Source organism: Macrococcus psychrotolerans (genome assembly GCF_038095555.1).
GTDB classification, from domain to species: domain Bacteria; phylum Bacillota; class Bacilli; order Staphylococcales; family Staphylococcaceae; genus Macrococcoides; species Macrococcoides psychrotolerans.
In genome coordinates, this window is the sequence record NZ_CP124591.1 from 181,774 (window position 1) to 201,651 (window position 19,878).

At 35.9% G+C, this 19,878-nt stretch carries 17 protein-coding genes; 15 read left to right on the forward strand and 2 right to left on the reverse strand.

What is annotated here, in order from left to right; genetic code table 11:
* Positions 1-182 precede the first annotated feature (182 nt).
* Together QA539_RS00915 and QA539_RS00920 are read left to right on the forward strand one after the other, a co-directional pair.
* Positions 183-941, forward strand: coding sequence for an ABC transporter ATP-binding protein (locus QA539_RS00915; RefSeq protein WP_419895272.1), 759 nt, complete (start codon positions 183-185; stop codon positions 939-941).
* Entirely contained in the window at positions 934-2,505 is a 1,572-nt protein-coding gene (locus QA539_RS00920; protein WP_419895273.1) for a hypothetical protein, read from the forward strand. Before QA539_RS00915 ends, QA539_RS00920 begins: the two co-directional genes overlap by 8 nt.
* Before the next feature lie 94 nt (positions 2,506-2,599).
* Here the strand turns inward: QA539_RS00920 and QA539_RS00925 are convergent, their stop codons facing one another.
* Complete coding sequence (locus tag QA539_RS00925; RefSeq protein ID WP_419895274.1) at positions 2,600-3,886, reverse strand: D-alanyl-D-alanine carboxypeptidase; 1,287 nt, start codon at positions 3,884-3,886, stop codon at positions 2,600-2,602.
* Positions 3,887-4,144: 258 nt separating this feature from the next.
* On the opposite strand from QA539_RS00925, the gene QA539_RS00930 reads away from it, so the two are divergent.
* The 4 genes from QA539_RS00930 to QA539_RS00945 all read left to right on the forward strand — a co-directional run bounded on the left by QA539_RS00930 (position 4,145) and on the right by QA539_RS00945 (position 9,207).
* Positions 4,145-5,350, forward strand: a complete 1,206-nt coding sequence (locus QA539_RS00930) for a NupC/NupG family nucleoside CNT transporter (protein WP_219493616.1) — start codon at positions 4,145-4,147, stop codon at positions 5,348-5,350.
* A gap of 274 nt (positions 5,351-5,624) precedes the next feature.
* Positions 5,625-7,220: an L-lactate permease gene (locus tag QA539_RS00935; protein ID WP_419895275.1), complete on the forward strand. Its 1,596-nt coding sequence runs from the start codon at positions 5,625-5,627 to the stop codon at positions 7,218-7,220.
* 27 nt (positions 7,221-7,247) lie between these two features.
* Positions 7,248-8,195 carry an L-lactate dehydrogenase gene (locus QA539_RS00940; protein WP_012656074.1) on the forward strand — a complete coding sequence of 316 codons (948 nt, stop codon included), beginning with the start codon at positions 7,248-7,250 and terminating at the stop codon, positions 8,193-8,195.
* A 178-nt stretch (positions 8,196-8,373) separates the two neighbouring features.
* Entirely contained in the window at positions 8,374-9,207 is an 834-nt protein-coding gene (locus QA539_RS00945; protein ID WP_219493618.1) for a YitT family protein, read from the forward strand.
* A 91-nt stretch (positions 9,208-9,298) separates the two neighbouring features.
* Here QA539_RS00945 and QA539_RS00950 read toward each other — a convergent pair whose 3' ends face one another.
* Entirely contained in the window at positions 9,299-10,339 is a 1,041-nt protein-coding gene (locus QA539_RS00950) for an NAD(P)/FAD-dependent oxidoreductase (protein WP_219494794.1), read from the reverse strand.
* A 106-nt stretch (positions 10,340-10,445) separates the two neighbouring features.
* On the opposite strand from QA539_RS00950, the gene QA539_RS00955 reads away from it, so the two are divergent.
* The 9 genes from QA539_RS00955 to QA539_RS00995 all read left to right on the forward strand — a co-directional run bounded on the left by QA539_RS00955 (position 10,446) and on the right by QA539_RS00995 (position 19,847).
* Positions 10,446-11,267 carry an ABC transporter ATP-binding protein gene (locus tag QA539_RS00955; RefSeq protein WP_413474972.1) on the forward strand — a complete coding sequence of 274 codons (822 nt, stop codon included), beginning with the start codon at positions 10,446-10,448 and terminating at the stop codon, positions 11,265-11,267.
* Positions 11,260-12,255: a FecCD family ABC transporter permease gene (locus QA539_RS00960; RefSeq protein ID WP_219493620.1), complete on the forward strand. Its 996-nt coding sequence runs from the start codon at positions 11,260-11,262 to the stop codon at positions 12,253-12,255. The genes QA539_RS00955 and QA539_RS00960 overlap by 8 nt, the downstream gene beginning before the upstream one ends.
* The gene (locus tag QA539_RS00965) at positions 12,252-13,259 is read left to right on the forward strand and encodes a FecCD family ABC transporter permease (RefSeq protein WP_419895276.1); all 1,008 of its coding nucleotides are present in this window, start codon (positions 12,252-12,254) and stop codon (positions 13,257-13,259) included. Before QA539_RS00960 ends, QA539_RS00965 begins: the two co-directional genes overlap by 4 nt.
* 97 nt (positions 13,260-13,356) lie before the next feature.
* Complete coding sequence (locus tag QA539_RS00970) at positions 13,357-14,406, forward strand: GTPase domain-containing protein (protein WP_419895277.1); 1,050 nt, start codon at positions 13,357-13,359, stop codon at positions 14,404-14,406.
* Positions 14,407-14,418: 12 nt separating this feature from the next.
* Positions 14,419-16,092: a glycoside hydrolase family 13 protein gene (locus tag QA539_RS00975; protein WP_219493622.1), complete on the forward strand. Its 1,674-nt coding sequence runs from the start codon at positions 14,419-14,421 to the stop codon at positions 16,090-16,092.
* 75 nt (positions 16,093-16,167) lie between these two features.
* Positions 16,168-16,866, forward strand: a complete 699-nt coding sequence (locus QA539_RS00980) for a FadR/GntR family transcriptional regulator (RefSeq protein WP_219493623.1) — start codon at positions 16,168-16,170, stop codon at positions 16,864-16,866.
* Positions 16,867-16,984: 118 nt separating this feature from the next.
* Positions 16,985-17,722: a (Fe-S)-binding protein gene (locus QA539_RS00985; protein ID WP_219493625.1), complete on the forward strand. Its 738-nt coding sequence runs from the start codon at positions 16,985-16,987 to the stop codon at positions 17,720-17,722.
* Positions 17,719-19,152, forward strand: coding sequence for a LutB/LldF family L-lactate oxidation iron-sulfur protein (locus QA539_RS00990; protein ID WP_219493627.1), 1,434 nt, complete (start codon positions 17,719-17,721; stop codon positions 19,150-19,152). The genes QA539_RS00985 and QA539_RS00990 overlap by 4 nt, the downstream gene beginning before the upstream one ends.
* Entirely contained in the window at positions 19,152-19,847 is a 696-nt protein-coding gene (locus tag QA539_RS00995) for a LutC/YkgG family protein (protein ID WP_219493629.1), read from the forward strand. The genes QA539_RS00990 and QA539_RS00995 overlap by 1 nt, the downstream gene beginning before the upstream one ends.
* Positions 19,848-19,878: the final 31 nt, after the last annotated feature.

Consider the following 19,878-nt stretch of genomic DNA (forward strand, 5'->3'; position numbering starts at 1 on the left):
AGTGGCACACATGAGCGTTGAAGTGTGCCAAAAGTAATAGAAGACTTAACCTGTGGCTCCCCTTGTATAGTAAATGACAGCCAGATACAGGCCTACGATGCATCGTTAATGTTTTATGGAATAAGACTATTATTTATACGATTGTATATATTATAATAAATGTAAAACGATGGGAGAATGCTATGGATGATTTTAATTTTGTAATTGAAGCGCATGATTTAACGAAAGACTTTGATGGGAAGCTTGCTGTGAACCATATCGACTTGAATGTAAAAAAAGGGGAACTCTATGCATTTTTAGGGCCTAACGGTTCAGGTAAATCTACAACAATTAAGATGTTGATGGACTTACTTCAACCTACATATGGATCAGTTTCAATGTTTAATAAAAGTTTGCAAGGTAACGCTCTAGAAATTAAACGTCGAATTGCATATATTCCCGATACACCAAACACGCTCGGTAAACTTACAGGGGATGAGTATTTAGATTTCTATGCATCGATATTCCAAATGGATAAAACGCAATATGGAACAAAGAAGAACGAACTATTATCTTTGTTTGAACTTGTCGGGAAAACCAATCAGCAAATTGAAAATTATTCGCATGGTATGCGCCAAAAGATTGTACTGGTGGCCAATTTAATGCATGAGCCTGAAATTATCTTTTTAGATGAGCCGACAGTTGGATTGGACCCGCTTAGTACTCGGAATTTAAAGAATTACTTACGCCATCAAGTAAGTCTTGGAAAGACAGTTTTTTTAACGACGCATATATTAGAAATTGCTGAACAACTTGCAGATCGTATCGGTATTATTTACGAAGGGAACTTAAAGGTGGAAGGGACGCTTCAGCAGTTATATGCACTTTACCCAGAACATAGTCGCAGCCTTGAAGACATATTCCTTGCAGTGACTGGTAAGCATGAGGTGTCATATGATTAATGCGATGCTGAAGATGGAGTGGCGCAGTTTTTTAAATACGTTCAAAGGAATGTCTGATAATAATAAAGGATGGACGATGTTTGGTATCATCATAAGCATTATTATTTTTGTACCGTTGACAATCGTATTAATAACGAGTGGTTACACAAAAGAAGATGCACAACAGCAAATCATATTTACTTCTTATATTTATCTTATTATGTCATTAGTATTATTTTTTAGTTCAGTAAAAACGATTATTAATGATTTTTTTATTGCGAAAGATATTCAGCAGTTAATGACATTGCCAATTAGTATTGCGCATATTTTTTTAGTTAAGATGATAAAGATGTGGCTATTATCGGTATTGTGGATTTATTTGATTGTTTCAATTACTATGGCTGCTAACTTGTACCGCCAATTAGATAATATTCACGTAATATTTACGACACTTATCACGATGCTCGGTTTATGTCTAATATATACTGCACTCACGTTTGCTTTTATCTATATGCTGACTAAAGTATTGCCGAAAAACAAAATAAATGAAATCATGACCGCATTAATTGGTGTGTTTGGTGCAGTAAGTTATTTTATTTATATAGGACCACTTAATTTCATCGGCAGAACATTGACACCGTTACCAGACTTTTTATTATTTAATCAGCTAAGTGAGTTGATGCATTTAGAATATGGAGTCCCGACGGCATACATCGCTGCAACTGTGATAATTATCATTGGAGCCATTATCTATGTGATATTATTTAAATTATTATTGAAATATGGGCAGCATGATTTTGCAACAGAAACCATTCAAAGAAAAACAACTGTTTATAAACAACAAATCATGGCACCTGTTCAAGCGTTTCGATTTAAAGATTTGAAGATGTTGTTCAGAGACTTCAGAGAAGTAGCAAATATGCTGCCGCAAGTGATTATTCCGATTCCTTATTTCGTATTTATCATTCTGCAGTCAGGAGGAATAAAGGAGATGCTTGAGTGGTCTGAAGCTACTAAAGCAACAACGCTATTTGGTGTTGCTATTGGAGGAACAGGATATGTTGTAACAATCCTATCTGCACAATTTGCTGCGAAAGATGCAGAACAGTTTGATATGCTTTATAGTTTGCCGATTAGTTTCAAAGATGTAGTAAAAGCTAAGTGGCAGATGGTTTCTGTGTTGAGTGCTTCATTATTCTCTGTTCCTCTTATTATTTTCGGTCTGTTTATTCAGCTTAATATTATTTATATATTATTTAGTGTAATTTCAGCTTTTATAACAGCGTTTAGCTTATCGCTCCTTGGAATCAATATCGGTTTAACTGAACCTCAAATAAGTAAGAAGAATGTAAATAAACGTATTTCTGCTGGTATGAGTTTTATTCTGCTGATCATACTCGCATGTTTTATCGGTGTAGTTGTCTTTTTACAATTCATCATTGGTAGTATGCATCTAAACTTATTGCTGCATTATATAATTGTCTTAATGTCGGTAGCGTTATTCGGTTTAATCATTTATTTAACGACATTTAGAAAGTGTATCGAGAAGTATGAACAAGGATTAAAGATTACAATAGTAGATTGAATTATATAATAAACAGCCTGAACGATTCTCGCACATTCATGCATCGTTCAGGCTTTTAAATGGAATCAAGATATATGTCAAAATAGTATTCCTATTACTCATCCCATAAATTTCTAAAGAGATGTGGCTTGTAATAATACAACAGTAACAATAGTCCAGTAATAATGGATACAGTACTTACTAAAACAATCCACCACATATTTTCCTGGAAGAATAGACGTTGTTCATACTTCTTGTTATCCTCAGCTTTAACAGTTGGAGCATGGTATTCATTTGAGACAAATGCACGTTTGTAGTGATAAGAAAGTTTGTCATCCTTAAACTGGAATGATCCTTTTATATCGTTCTTAACAATGTCATATAAGTCTGAGTGCACATATAATTCTTGACCGTTAATTGTATGTACGCCTTTAGCGAGTACTTTCTTATATGCATATTCGTTATATACTTTGTCCATTATTGCATTGGCCATAATATTTCTATTAAATTCTGCTGGTGGGTCGTACCAGCTTTCAACACCCATCATCACTTGTATGATACGCATATCATTTTTCGTACCTGTTATTGCGGTATTGAAGCCGGCCGTATCACTCGAACCTGTTTTAAGACCGTCAACCCCTTTATACCCAAGTTTAGCGCCTTCTAATGAATGATTGTATGTATGAAAGGTTTCTTCATCGATGGTACCTTTTTTTACAGTAACATTGACGCTCTTCGTATATTTCAGTATTTCTGGATATTCACTCACGAGGTGCTGGCATAGTATCGCATAATCTTTAGCACTCGATATATTATCTTCATTTTGCGGATATTTCTTTGCTTTATATTCATTCAGCAAGTTATTAGGTGCACCTACAGGATTATAGAACTTCGTACTGTTCATACCGAGTCTTTTAGCTTCTTGATTCATCATATCAATGAATTCAGAATCATTTTCTGTTACGAGACTGGATAACATATATGTAGCTGCGTTACTTGAATTTGTCAGCATGATTGGCATAAGTTCATCAACGGTATAAACTGCATTTAATCTCAGTTTGTTATTACTTAATGCGGGTAACTTTGAAATATTATAAAATTTATCCGTTACTTTAACTTTAGTACTGTAAGTGATCTCACCCTTATCCATTTCCTGCAATAATAGATATAGTGTCATCAATTTGGACATTGAAGCAAGGGGCCATTTCGTATCGATATCATCTGAATAGAGTACTTGACCATTTTTTTGTGCTATTACAATAGTTCCTTTAGGGTTATATGATGCATCAATATAATTTCCAGCATCATTTGCAATTTCATAAGGTTCTTTAGCGAGTGCTGGGTATGAAAATAAAAATAAAAAAATTATTAAAAATGATAAGACACGGTTTAAAACTTTCATTCTTTGACCTCGATTTATTTATTAAAAATATAGATTTATTCTATCATAATTATTGAAGACTATAAATTTTATATTATAAAAATAAAAAAGCAAATGTTACTTATACTATCGCTAGCCAAAATGCCTCAATATTCGATTTTTAGACTAAAAAGCTTATATAAACGAACAAAAGTTCGTTTTTTATTGTGAAAAAGTGTGCTTAAATCAAAAAAACAATGTTATAATCATGAAAGTAAAATTAAATTAAAGGTGGAAAAGATGAATACTTATTTAATATTGAACATTGTTGGTATCTTAGTTTTTATTCTTGTTGCATTCTTGTTCTCTCGTGATAAAAAGAACATCGACTGGAAATCAATCATAATCATGTTAGTGCTTAATTTATTTTTAGCGTGGTTCTTTACACAATTCCCATACGGCAGAATCGGTGTTCAAAAAGTAGCAGATGCGTTTAGTTGGATGTTACAAGCAGCGTATTTTGGTATCGGAATGCCATTTGCAAGCTTTACTGCACCTGGTCCTGGTAAGATGGATATGGCTGTTTCAGCTTTGCTGCCTATTCTTTTCGTAGTACCGCTTTTTGATATTTTAATGTATATCGGGGTATTACCATTTATCATTAAATGGATGGGTTGGGTAATCGGTAAGGTTACAGGGCAACCGAGATTTGAATCATTTTATTCTATTGAGATGATGGTTTTAGGAAATACAGAAGCTTTAGCGGTATCTAATACACAATTAAGACAAATGAACGAAGCACGTGTCCTTACCATTGCATTGATGTCTATGAGCTGTATTTCAGGTTCTATCGTTGGTGCATATATCTCTATGGTGCCTGGAGAATTAGTATTAACTGCAATTCCTTTAAATATAATCAATGCAATCATCATAGCGACAATCTTAAATCCAGTTAAATTAACTCCTGAAGAAGATTATGTTGTTGAAATTAAAGCTGAAAAACGTCAGCCGTTCTTCTCCTTCTTAGGGGATTCAGTACTTGGAGCAGGAAAATTAATCTTAATTATTATCGCATTCTTAATCGCATTTGTATCATTAGCGCATTTTATTGATATGCTATTAGGATTATTCCCAGGTAATTTAACATTAAGTATTATTTTAGGATGGATTATGGCGCCGTTTGCGATGCTTTTAGGTCTACCTTGGGCAGAAGCGAAAGTTGTCGGTGGTCATATGGCCACAAAGATTATCACTAATGAATTTGTTGTTATGTTAGGGGTTAAAGATCAACTAAAATCCTTTTCACCGCATATGACAGCAGTACTTGTAACATTCTTGATTTCATTCGCTAACTTCTCAACTATTGGTATGATCATTGGAACCTTAAAAGGTATTGTTAATGAGAAAACTTCTGATTTCGTAAGTAAATATGTACCGATGATGTTACTATCAGGTATTTTAGTATCATTACTGTCTGCAGCATTTGTTGGATTATTTACTTGGTAAGAAAATTTAGGACTGAGACATTAAGTCTCAGTCCTCTTTATTTATTTCTTTCTTTATGTTTAAGTAGCTGATTATCGTAAATATATAAAGTAAAATCTCTAATCTGATTGGAATCGCTTTCTCTGTATTATTTGTGAAAATAATCACAAAACTATTGCAATCCCTCTATACAGGTAGTATTATAAAACTGTGATAAAAAATATTTAAATAAAATACAACAGTTCATTTCATGATATTATGATTATTTTATATTAAAGGAAGAGGAGAATGTCTTATGTTTGTCAGTTCGTTTGATCCATTCGGTAACTTAGCAATATCAGCTATCGTTGCAGCAGTACCGATTATCTTGTTTTTGTTATGTTTAACCGTCTTTAAAATGAAGGGGATAAATGCAGCATTGATTACGCTTGTAGTAACAGCAGTTATTGCTTTATTCGTTTTTAAATTGCCTGGAGCAGTCGCTGCAGGAGGCGTAACTGAAGGTGTTGTTCAAGGATTGTTCCCGATTGGTTACATCATTATTATGGCAGTATGGCTTTATAAAGTGTCAGTAGAAAGTGGTAAGTTTAAGATTATTCAAGATTCTATTTCTGGAATTTCACCTGACCAGCGCATTCAGTTATTGCTTATTGGATTTTGTTTTAATTCTTTCCTTGAAGGTGCAGCTGGGTTTGGAGTACCTATCGCAATTTGTGCAGTGTTACTTGTACAACTTGGATTTAAGCCACTTCAAGCTGCGATGTTCTGTTTGATTGCTAATGCCGCTTCTGGAGCTTTTGGAGCAATCGGTATCCCGGTAGGAATAGTGAATACACTAGGCTTAAAAGGTGGCGTTACGGCAATGGACGTGTCACAGATGACCGTGTATACACTCCCTATAACAAATATTGCTATTCCATTTATCCTCGTATTTGTATTAAATGGTATGAAAGGAATTAAAGAAACTTTACCGGCAATTTTAGTTTCAGGTTTAACTTATGCAGTTACACAAGTGTTGATTACAATCTTTATGGGACCTGAACTTGCAGATATTATTCCATCTTTACTTGCGATGGCAGCATTGGCGATATTCTGTAACAAATGGCAGCCGAAGAATATATTCCGATTATCAGATGATCAAGTTGAAACAGCACATCATCCTATTAAGGAGATTATCTCAGCCTGGAGCCCCTTCATCTTCTTGACAGGACTTGTACTTTTATGGAGCTTACCTGCATTTAAAGCACTGTTTGCAGAAGGTGGCATATTACAGAAATCGATTCTGACATTCCAGATGCCAGGAACGTTCAATGAAACATTGCAAAAAGGTGTAATGCTGAAACTAGATTTAATCGGAGCGACAGGGACAGCAATCTTGCTTGCAGTTCTAATTACCATCGTCACTTCACCTAAAATCAATTTTGGTAAAGCATTTGAATTACTTGGATTAACAATTAAAGAACTATGGATACCAGTTATTACAATCTGTGCAATTTTAGCGATTGCGAAGTTAACAACTTATGGTGGTTTAACTGTAGCGATGGGTCAGGCCATTGCCAAAACAGGTTCAATATTCCCGCTACTTTCACCTGTACTCGGTTGGATTGGGGTATTTATGACAGGCTCTGTTGTAAATAACAATGTTCTATTTGCTTCTATCCAGGCAACAGCAGGTCATACGATTGGCACAAATCCAGCGTTGCTTGTTGCAGCGAATACAGCAGGTGGTGTTATGGCGAAGTTGATTTCTCCTCAATCTATAGCGATTGCTACTGCAGCTGTTGGTGAAGTTGGTCAAGAATCGAAGCTATTAAGTATGACATTGAAATATAGTATTGCATTACTTGTATTTGTTTGTATTTGGACATTCGCACTTAGTTTAGTACTTTAATCAATTATTATTAAAGGAGAGATAAAGATGGAAAAATTTAAAGGCAATAAAGTAGTTCTTGTTGGTAATGGTGCAGTAGGATCTAGTTATGCATTTGCGATGTTAAACCAAGGTGCTTGTGATGAATTTGTGATCATCGATCTTAATGAAGATAAAGCTAAAGGTGATGCGATGGACTTGAATCACGGTGTCGTTTATGCACCGAGTCCAATGCAAGTTAAATATGGTACGTATGAAGATTGTCATGATGCATCTTTAATTGTTATTTGTGCGGGAGCAGCACAAAAACCTGGAGAAACACGACTAGATTTAGTTGGTAAGAATATGAAAATCTTTAAATCCATTGTCGATGAGATTATGAAAAGTGGATTTGACGGTATCTTCTTAATTGCAACGAATCCTGTAGATGTATTAACATATGCTGTCCAAAAGTTCTCTGGATTACCAGAAAATCAAGTTATAGGATCTGGTACAATACTTGATACTGCACGTTTTAGACATTTATTAAGTCAAGAGTTTAACGTTTCTCCTAACAGTGTTCACGGTTATATTATCGGTGAACATGGAGATTCAGAATTAGCGGTATGGAGCGGTACAAATATTGCAGGTAATTCACTTTATGATATTTTAAATGAAAATCCTGAAAAACAGAAACTGATAGAAGAAATATTTGTCAATACGCGTGATGCGGCTTACGAAATTATTAAAGCTAAAGGTGCCACTTATTACGGTGTTGCAATGGGCTTAATGCGTATTTCTAAAGCAATCTTAAATAATGAGAACGTTGTACTGACAGTATCTGCGAAATTAAATGGTGAGTATGGCCATGACGATGTATATATCGGTGTCCCTGCGATTATTAACAGAAACGGCATCAGAGAAGTATTAGAAACACCATTAAATACAGAAGAAAAAGAAAAGTTTGCAAAATCAGTAGAAACTTTAAAAGCGATTCAAACACCATTTTTTAGCTAAATAATTTAATCAATGATTAATTGAATGCAATGGATAAACCCTGGACGGTACGAGGAAATTTCTCCTTCTATTACTGTTTGGGGTTTTTATAAGGAGAGAATTATTGTATCACTGTTGAAAGTGACTTAAATTTTAGTTAAGCTTATTAACAATGATTATGACAAAAAGGAGGATATATATGAAAATCTCAGCAAAATCGATTTTCTTCGTTATATTAGGTTCATTAATTTTCTCACTTGCAGTGAATGTATTTATTATTCCTGCAAATTTGGGTGAAGGCGGCGTAACTGGGATGTCATTGATTTTCCTTTATAAGTTTGGTTGGTCACCCGCAATTACGACGTTAATTATGAATGTAGTCTTGCTTATTGTGGGATTTAAATTTTTATCTAAACGTTCGATGATTTTAACGATTATTTCTATTATTTCGCTTTCTGTATTTTTGAAGCTTACAGAGCCGTTACAACTTCATCTTAAAGAAGTGCTTGTAAGTACCATCTTTGGAGGGTTTCTCATTGGTGTAGGTATTGGAATGATTGTTCTCGTTGGTGGTACAACTGCAGGAACTACGATTTTAGCGAGAATTGCACATAAATATCTGGATGTAAACACTTCATATGCGCTACTGTTCTTTGATTTGATTGTTGTAGCTTTATCACTAACTGTTATTTCGGTAGAACGTGCGTTACTAACTGTGCTAAGTTTATATATCGGCACAAAGGCGATGGATGTAATGATCGAAGGATTGAACCCTAAGAAAGCCATTACAATCATCTCTCAAAACCCAGATCCGATAGCGAAGATGCTGGATGAAGATATCGGGCGAGGTGTTACAATTTTGAATGGCCGTGGTTATTATTCTAAAAGAGAAACAGATGTACTTTATTGTGTAATCAATAAGCTGCAGTTAACACGTACGAAACGTATGATTAAAAAAATTGATGAGCAGGCATTCGTAGTCGTACATGATGTACGTGATGTACTTGGTAACGGATTTATGACAGAAGACTAATGCGCTAAATATAAAACCCGGCTGATGTGTTAATAACACAACAGTCGGGTTTTACTGTGATTATGATCTATTTTGACAGAAGAGATATTTCTTAGCCTAAGGATGTATCGGAATGAATGAAAGCATCTCTGATATTTTTATTTTCTTCTTCAAATAAGGGGTTGTGGCTTGAAACGACACCATACTGTTCAGCAGATGGATCGATATATGATTTAATTTTGTTGACTGCTATTGCAGCATCGTGAAAGCAACCGGCGATTAAATTCACTTTTGCATCGTGTTTCAATATATCACCGATAGCATAAATACCATCGATATTTGTACTGCCATCTGCATTACCTGCAATATAAAAATTATCTGCACGATGAAGATTGATATCGCTTTTATCAAGGAGTTCGGAATCCATGTGAAAACCATGATTAATAATGACTTCATCTACAGCTAAAGTATAAATAGTATTATCTTGTTTTTTGATGACTGCAGAAGTGATATAGTCATCTTGAGCATTAAAAGAATGTATCCATTGGTTATTGAGCTTAATGACACCTAGCTGATCTAATTGATTGACCATTTCTTCATGGCCTTTGAAATCTTCTTTGCGACAAATGATGTGTACACTATTAGCATAAGGTGCTATGTCTCTCGCCCAGTCAATTGCAGTATTTCCTCCGCCAGATATCAAGATGTCCTTATCTTTAAATCTTGTGAGGGAAGGGACGACATAATGAAGATTATTGATTTCAAATCTTTCCGCATCTTGAATATCTAATTTTATCGGATTAATAATACCTGAGCCAATTGCAATAATAACACTACGAGAAAAATAAGAGTGCTTATTAGTGATCACTTCAAATGAATGACTGTGGTGTTTTTTTATATTGATTACCTTTTCGTTGAGATTCACTTCGGGACGAAAGGTTTTACCTTGAGTTACTAAGTCTGTCATTAGTAATGCTGCGGGTTTAGGTGTTGTGGCACCGATATCCCATACAATCTTTTCTGGATAGAGATTGAGTTTGCCTCCAAGCTTATCATTATATTCAATTATTCGGGCATCTAGACCTCTTAATCCTGCATAGAAACTTGCATATAATCCAGCTGGGCCTCCGCCGATGATTGTTACATCTTTCATATTCTCAGTTCCTTTCTGCTCAATCTTGCTATAATAAATATTATACATTAAAATATCAATATTGATAATCATTATCAATTAATGATAAGAGAGAAAGTTGGGTATCATGAGCAGATTACAAGGGAATAAAGTAACAATCAGTTACGGAGATAAAGAAATTGTAAAATCATTGGACATTTCCATTCCAGATCATAAGATCACATCAATCATCGGTCCAAATGGATGTGGTAAATCTACATTACTTAAAGGTTTATCGCGTATATTATCCGTGAAGACAGGTGAAATTATACTTGATGGAAAAAGTATTCACGAGCAATCAACTAAAGAAGTTGCTAAGAAAATTGCAGTACTTCCTCAGTCACCCGATGTAACAGATGGTCTAAGTGTAGAGGAACTTGTAAGTTATGGTAGGTTCCCATATCAAAAAGGATTCGGACGTCTATCAGCTGAAGATAAGATGGAAATTGACTGGGCACTTCGTGTGACTGGAACATGGGACTATAAAACACGTAATGTAAATGATTTGTCAGGGGGGCAGAGACAACGCGTATGGATTGCTATGGCGCTTGCACAAAAGACGGATATTATCTTTCTTGATGAACCTACAACGTATCTGGATATTTCACATCAACTTGAAATACTGGAGCTTATACAAACATTGAATCGAGAAGAAGGATGCACAATCGTTATGGTGCTTCACGATATTAATCAGGCAATTCGCTTTTCTGATCATTTAATTGCAATGAGAGAAGGTGAGATTATTAAAGAGGGTACGCCAGAAGAAGTTCTGACGAAAGATATATTGGCGAAAGTATTTAATATTGATGCGGAGATATCTAATGACCCGCGTAACGGTAAACCGATGCTTGTGACTTATGATTTACTATGCAGACATTATATGAAAGACGTAGCTCGAAATCATGAATAGAACTTACCTCTTCAAAAATTATTTTTACTCAGGGCTTTTATTATCAATGATTTTTTTAGTTATTACGTTGTTACTTTCTTTTATGTTAGGTTCAGAAAATTATAGCCTCTACGAAGTCGTTCAAGCTGTGTTTCATTATAATAATAGTGAGGTCCATAACATCATCCGCGAAATTCGAATGCCACGTGAAGTTGCAGCGATGCTTGTTGGAATGAGCCTTGCTTGTAGTGGTGCAGTAATGCAAGGAATAACGAGAAACCCACTTGCAGATCCAGCACTTATCGGTCTGAATGCGGGGGCATTGTTATTTATCAGTATTATGTTTGCGATAGTACCAGGTGCAAACTTTATAATGATTATGTTATCAGGATTTATAGGTGCGATTATCGGTGGGACAATTGTACTTATGCTGGGAAATTCAAAGCGTGGAGGATTTAACGCGATGAAAATTATTTTAGCGGGAGCAGCGGTAAGTACATTGATGACCGCACTTGCACAGGGAGTTTCGATATATTTTAAGACGAACCAAAGCAATTTATTATGGTCAAGCGGAGGTGTAACAGGAACAACGTGGCAACATATATTTTATGCAGCACCGGTGATTCTGATTACGCTGTTGCTATTATTTATCTTCAGTAGACAGCTTACAATTTTAAGTGTAGGAGATGAAATGGCTGCAGGATTAGGCGTAAATACATCAAAGACGAGAGTGTTATTCTCAGTGCTCACGATGATACTTGCAGGTGTGGCCGTTGCTTTAGTCGGATCCCTTGCTTTTGTAGGGTTAATGGTTCCCCATATTGCTAGAATGCTTGTAGGTATTGATTATAGAAAGTTATTGCCATTTACAACGATACTCGGTGGAATCTTCGTAGTTTGGGCGGATATTATTGCACGTCAGACAGGTGAGGCACCTATTGGAGCGATTGTCTCGATTATCGGTGTTCCATTCTTTATATATCTTGTCAGAAGGGATGGGACGATGTGAACATAAATAAGATAACAAGACAGTGGTTCGTGATGATTGCACTTATAATATTATTGTTTATTGTGATTATCATCAGTATGACAACAGGCGACTTTAAAATGGCCCCCAATACTTTTTTACGCACATTATTTGGAGCTGGTGATGAAACAGAAACTATGATTCTTTATGAGTTTCGATTGCCGAGATTACTCATTACGATAATGGGAGGCGTCGCACTTGCTCTAAGCGGTGCCATTTTGCAAAGTATTACGAAGAATCCTCTTGCGGACCCTGGGATAATGGGAATCAATGCAGGGAGTGGCTTCTTCATTGCGCTGTTGATGATATTTATACCTGTAGATAGTAGCAACTTTATCTATGTGTTACCTCTTTTTAGCATGATGGGCGCTTTGATTACAATCGGTGTCGTGCTTAAATTAAGCTATGATAAAGAAACAGGTATTAATCCGGTAAAGATGATACTTATAGGAATCGGTCTTTCTACTGCTCTTAGCGGTGCGATGATGATGCTGACTTCAACTTTTAATAAAGAAGATGTAGAGTTTATATCGAAATGGCTTGGCGGGGAAATCTGGGGAGACAGTTGGTCATTTGTAATCATGCTAGGGGTAATATTGTTAATCTGTCTGCCATATATTATGCAAAAATTAACGGTACTGAATATATTGAATACTCATGATCATGTAGCGACAGGTGTTGGTGTTAATTTATCAGTAGAACGTCGTAATGCGGTGATTATTTCAGTCTTATTATGTGCAGGTGCTGTATCTGTATGTGGAAGTATCGCATTTGTAGGCTTGATAAGCCCCCACATCGCACGACAACTTGTTGGTGCAAGACATGAACGTTTTATCCCGGTGACAATCGTGATTGGTACAATATTACTCAGTTTTGCAGATATGGTGGGACGCCTTCTCATATCTCCTGCAGGTATACCGGCGGGTATTCTCGTAAGCATTATAGGAGCACCATATTTTCTTTATTTGATGAGAAAAAATCTATAGCCCCCACATTAATTCAATAGTATAAAATATTATATTGATGCATAATATATTATGCAAAAGGGAATGTATATTAAAAGAATGAAGTGGAGTGGGTATGATGGATAAGCATCCATTAATAAGTGCGTATACGTCTTTTGTGAGAAATAGGTCAAACGATAAGATAGGAGTTATTGGACAGCCTGATGCAGGAAAAAGTGCGCTTATCAACTTGCTTTGTGAGAGTAAAGCATATATATCTGTTCAAACGGATGCAACGCTTGAGACTAAAGCTTATGCTTATAATGATTATGGTTATCTTGTTGATTTTCCAGGTGTTGGAACGGAAGTTATGACGGTAAAAAAATATAAAAAAATTATTCAGAATGTAAATATAAAGCATTATCTATATGTATTTTCGAGTAAGATAAAAGCAGTAGATATAGAAATAATTAAATATTTAGCGAAGCAAGGCAAAGACATTACTTTTATATACAATAAAGTGGATACATTAATCGATGTGCAAGGTGAAGATAATAAAGAAGCGTTAATTCGTGATAAAGATGTAGAACTTAATGTGATGATGAAAGAAATAATCCATAAAAAACAATCTTATACATTTACAAGCGTAGTAGATCATACGGGTATTGATTCGTTAAAATACGTGCTGGACGAAATCTTTGTGACTGAAGAAGCGTTATTTATTAGTCGATATCAAGACAATAAATATAAAGAAAGTTATTTAAATTATAAGACCCAATCCGCCTTTCCTAAATTGTTTACGCCAAGCTTTAAAACTATCCTTTTGAAAGCGAACTATAAATCATTAGAGCGCACTATAATGGAGCACTTTAAAATACAGGAAGAAGACATTATTGAACATGCACAAAAATGCATTACAATTCAGGAATTAATTGATGAATTTGAACAACAAAACTCGGATAAAAAGGTGAGCAAAGCGATGACGCTTACTAAAATCGTGCAGCTTTTAAGAAGTTCCTTTAAAATAAAAAGTGTGAATCCGATTTCGATGGTTGTTACATCTATGCTTGAAGTTGGAATTAGCAATGCATTTCCGGTATTACAAGCTATCAGTAAGTATATGAATGAAATTCGTCAGATTGCGGATGACATGATTGTTGAAGAACAGAAAATTTATAAACAACAATAGGAGGTTATCATTTTGTGCACTAGAAAATGGTGGAAAGAAGCGGTCTGTTATCAAATCTATCCAAGAAGCTTTAAGGATTCTAATGGTGATGGAATTGGTGATATCAATGGTATCACGGAGAAGCTCGATTATTTAAAGGATCTAGGTATCGATGTCATATGGGTGAGCCCGATATTTGAGTCTCCTAATGATGATAATGGATATGATATTAGTGATTATCAAGAGATTATGCGAGATTTCGGGACAATGGAAGACTTTGATCGCTTGCTTTATGAAGTACATGCAAGAGGCATGAAATTGATTCTAGACCTTGTCATTAATCATACAAGTGACGAACACAGCTGGTTTGTAGAAGCGAAGAAGAGTAAAGATAATGAATTTCGTGACTGGTACATATGGAAAGATGGCAAAGATGATAAAGAGCCTAACAACTGGGCTAGTATATTTGAAGGATCAGCATGGGAGTACGATGCAACGACAAATCAATATTACATGCACGTATTCAGCAGAAAGCAACCAGATTTAAACTGGGAAAATGAAAACATGCGCCAAGCGATATATAATATGGTGAACTGGTGGCTGGACAAAGGTATCGATGGATTCAGGGTGGATGCGATTAGTCATATTAAGAAAAGTTTTGATAAGGGAGATTTGCCTGGAGCAGATAAGCTGGGCTACGCAGAATCTTTCGAAGGACATATGAATCAACCAGGTATTCAAGAGTACTTGCAGGAACTTAAAGAAAATACATTTGATAAATATGACATTATGACAGTGGGTGAAGCCAATGGTGTAACGATTGAAGACTCAGAAGAATGGGTCGGTGAAGAGAACGGCAAATTCAATATGGTCTTTCAATTTGAACATTTAAATCTATGGGATCATAACGTAGGTAAGAGCTTTGATATTAAAGGGTATAAAGATGTTCTGAATAGCTGGCAAAAAGGACTTGAGGATAAAGGATGGAATGCGCTATTTATTGAGAACCATGATCGTCAACGGGTGTCATCTACATGGGGAGATGATGAAGAATATTGGTATGAAAGTTCTACAAGTCATGCTGTTGTATATTTCTTGCAGCAAGGAACACCATTTATATATCAAGGGCAAGAAATAGGTATGACGAACTACCCATTTGAAGATATTATAGATTTCGATGATGTACATGCAAAGAATATTTATAATCAAGAACTCAAAAAAGGTGTACCTAAAGAAGAAGTGATTGAGATGCTAAGACGTATCTCAAGAGACAATACGAGAACTCCGATGCAGTGGGATGATACGAAAAATGCGGGATTCACGAAAGGAACACCATGGCTTAAAGTAAATCCAAATTTTGAAGATATCAATGTATTTAAACAAGAGAAAGATGAAAATTCCATCTTAAATTTCTATAAGCAGTTAATCCAGCTTAAGAAAAAACATCTTACATTAACATATGGGACATTTGATTTAATCTACCCTGAAGATACTAAAGTATTTGCATATACGAGAACGTATGAAGGTGATCAGTTTATAATCATTGGAAATTTGAGTCACGACAAAGTGACGTTGAAAAAAGATGAATCGCTTAAAATGAGTGATGAATCCCTTGTACTCTATAACTATCAGAAAGAAGAAAGATCTGAGGACATATTTACTTTTCAGCCTTTTGAGGCGCGTATATACCATATCGAAAACAGGTGACGCATTGCGTTACCTGTTATTTTTTATATTCTATAGTTTGGTATAATAAAGGTATTAAAATAGCGAGGGATATATATGGGGAAATTAGAACGCAAGAAATTATACGAAGAGATTGCCGAAGTAATTACTGAGAAGATAAAAAACGGAGAATATAGTAGGGGAGACAAGCTGCCTTCAATTCAAGCTTTGTCTAAAGAATACGGTGTTGGACAGGCCTCTATTCGTGAGGCGCTAAATGCATTACGTGTGATTGGGCTGTTGGAAATAAAGCATGGTGAGGGTACATTTGTTAAAGCGATTGAAACCTCTGCATTTACACCTGAAATAGCGCTATATGACAAGGAAGATATCAAGGATCTCCTTGAAGTGCGTAAAGTGCTTGAAATTGGATCTGTCAGAGCAGCTGCGATGCATAGATCCGAACAGCAATTGGAAGCGATACACTATACATTAAAACAAATGGAACAGGCAATGCATGACAGGGAAATAGGCGAAGAAAGCGACTTAAACTTTCATCTTTCTATTGCAGAAGCTTCTAATAATAAATTGTTAAAGCATATGTTAGTAGAAGTATCAGATAAAATTAAGACAGTGATGAAAGAAACGAGACAGATTTGGTTATTTAATGAAGAAAAATCAATTGAAAAGCTTTTTAATGAGCATACAGAGATTTTTCTGGCTATAAAAAATAGAAATATAAAACTTTCTGAGAAAAAAATGCTTAAACACCTGGAAGATGTGGAAGAAGTATTAATAGCGCATTATAAAATATAATTTTGTCACTTGCTTTTAGAAAAACGTTGCAATAGAATAGAACTATTGGTCACCGAGTCATATGATGACTGGTTAATTTCAGCTGTGGGCACACTGAAAAAAATTTGGGGGTATAACTATGAAAGTAAGCTTATTCAGTACATGTTTAGTAGATGTATTCGAAAAACGTGTGGGTATTGCAACAGTAGAATTATTAGAGAAACTGGGATGTGAAGTAGATTTCCCGGCAGCACAAGTATGTTGTGGACAACCTGCTTATAACTCAGGGTATCACGAGGAAACGAAGAAAGCTGCGAAGAATATGATTAAAGCTTTCGAGCAATCAGAAGTTGTCGTTGCACCTTCAGGATCATGTGTAACGATGTTTAAACATTATCCGGATCTATTCAAAAACGATGCAAAGTGGCAAGCACGTGCACAGGAACTTGCAGATAAAACGTATGAAGTTACGCAGTTCATTGTAGAAGTGCTAGGTATTACAAATGTAGGCGCAAAGCTTGATGGTGTAGCTACAATTCATCCATCATGCCATATGACACGCCTGTTAGGGAATGTGACTGCGCCTGCTAAACTTCTGAATGAAGTAGAAGGACTAGAAGTTGTTGAATTACCTAACTACTATAACTGTTGTGGTTTCGGTGGAACATTTGCTGTTAAAATGAGCGATGTTTCAGGTGAAATGGTAGATGAAAAAGTAGATTGCATCGTTGAAAGTGGTGCGGATTATTTAGTTGGTGGAGACTGCAGTTGTTTGATGAATATTGATGGTAGATTAAGACGTCGTGGTGTTGATGTGAAAGCTGTACATATCATTGAAATCTTAAATAACCAAGTGGAGGCGGTGACTACACGATGAGTATGAGAATAGGTAACGAAACGTTTAAGCAAGCAGTTAAAACTGAACTTAAAGATGAATTTATGCGTGGTGCTGTCAGTAGTGCGCAAGATAGATTAAGAGAACGCAAGCTTAAAACACAAGAGGACCTTGGAAACTGGGAAGAGTGGAGAGACCATTCTGAAGAGATTCGTCAACATACGCTTGCAAACCTTGACTATTACTTAAACATGCTTTCTGAGAATGTCGCTGCTAAAGGTGGTCATGTATTCTTCGCTGAAACAGCAGAAGAAGCCAATCAATATGTTCAAAAAGTACTACGTGACAAAAATGCTAAAAAAGTAGCAAAATCAAAATCAATGGTAACTGAAGAAATTGGTCTGAATGAAGCGATGGAAGCGGTAGGATGTGAAGTCATCGAGACAGACTTAGGAGAATATATTCTTCAAGTCGATGATCATAATCCACCTTCACATATCGTTGTACCTGCACTTCATCTTAATAAAGAGCAAATCGAAAAGGTCTTCAAAGAAAAACTTGGATATGATAAATCAAGTCAGCCGGAAGAACTTGCGTTATTTGCGCGTCAAAAGTTACGTGAAGAGTTTCTTTCTGCTGATGTCGGGATTACAGGATGTAACTTCGGTGTTGCAGAAAGTGGTTCATTCAGCCTAGTTACAAATGAAGGTAACGCACGTATGGTAACAACATTACCTAAAACTCAGATTACAGTTATGGGTATGGAACGTTTAGTTCCTACACATGAAGAACTGGAAGTATTAGTATCAATGCTTACGCGTTCGGCTGTAGGACAAAAATTAACAAGTTATGTGACAACTTTAACAGGCCCACGTGCGGAAGATGAAATTGATGGTCCGGAAGAGTTCCATTTAATTATTGTTGATAATGGACGCTCTAAAATTTTAGGAACGCAATTCCAATCTATTCTACAATGTATTCGTTGTGCTGCTTGTGTAAATGTTTGTCCTGTTTATCGTCAAACAGGTGGTCATTCATATGGTTCGATTTATCCAGGACCAGTTGGAGCGGTATTATCGCCATTACTTGGTGGATATGACACGTACAAAGAATTACCATATGCTTCTACATTATGTGGTGCTTGTACTGAAGCATGTCCTGTTAAGATCCCGTTACATGACTTATTGCTTGAACACAGACGTGTTATTGTTGAGGAAGAACATATGTCACCAGTTGCAGAACGTCTTGTCATGAAAGGTTTTGCACAAGGAGCTAGTCATTCAACTTTATTTAAATACGGTACTAAAGCAGCACCAGCATTAATGTCTCCGTTTGAAAACAAAGATAAAGGTATGATTACTAAAGGTCCTAAGCCTTTACAAGCATGGACAAATTCTCGTGATTTCCCAATGCCGGATGATGAAAACTTCCGCGATTGGATGCAAAAAAGATTGAAAAGAGGTGCGAAATAATGGAAAGAGGCACAATTCATAATAAAGGTTCATTCTTAAGTAACATCTCTAAAAATCTACAGCGTGAAATGCCGCAGCATGTAGAACGTCCAGAATGGCAATATCGTCCTCAAGATAAGACGCTTACAGGTCTTACGCAAGACGAACTATTAGAAGTTTTAAGACAGCAATGTAACTTCATTCATACTGATCTCGTTGAAACGACGACAGATAATATTAATGAAACATTGAAACAAGTTATTGATAAATACGGCAACGGGGAAGTTATTGCATGGAACGACAAACGTTTCGCTGATTTTGGAATCGATTTAGAAGCGCATGATGCCTTTATCTGGGATGAAGCAAAAGGTGCTGAGAACTTACAAGTCGCAGAACGTGCGAATGTCGGGATTACTTTCAGTGATGCAACACTTGCAGAGAGTGGAACGGTTGTATTATATGCGGATAAAGGTAAAGGGCGTAGTGTAAGTTTACTTCCTGCGACTTATATAGCCATTGTCCCTAAATCTACAATTGTGCCAAGGTTTACACAAGCTGCGCAACAGATGAATGCTATGATGGAAGACCAAGAAAACTTCCCTACATGCATTAATTTGATCACGGGACCATCAAATTCAGCAGATATCGAAATGAAACTTGTTGTTGGTGTTCACGGACCTATTAAAGCAACGTATATCGTTGTAGATGATAAATAGTTTAACAAAAACCAGCTATTGTATAACACAA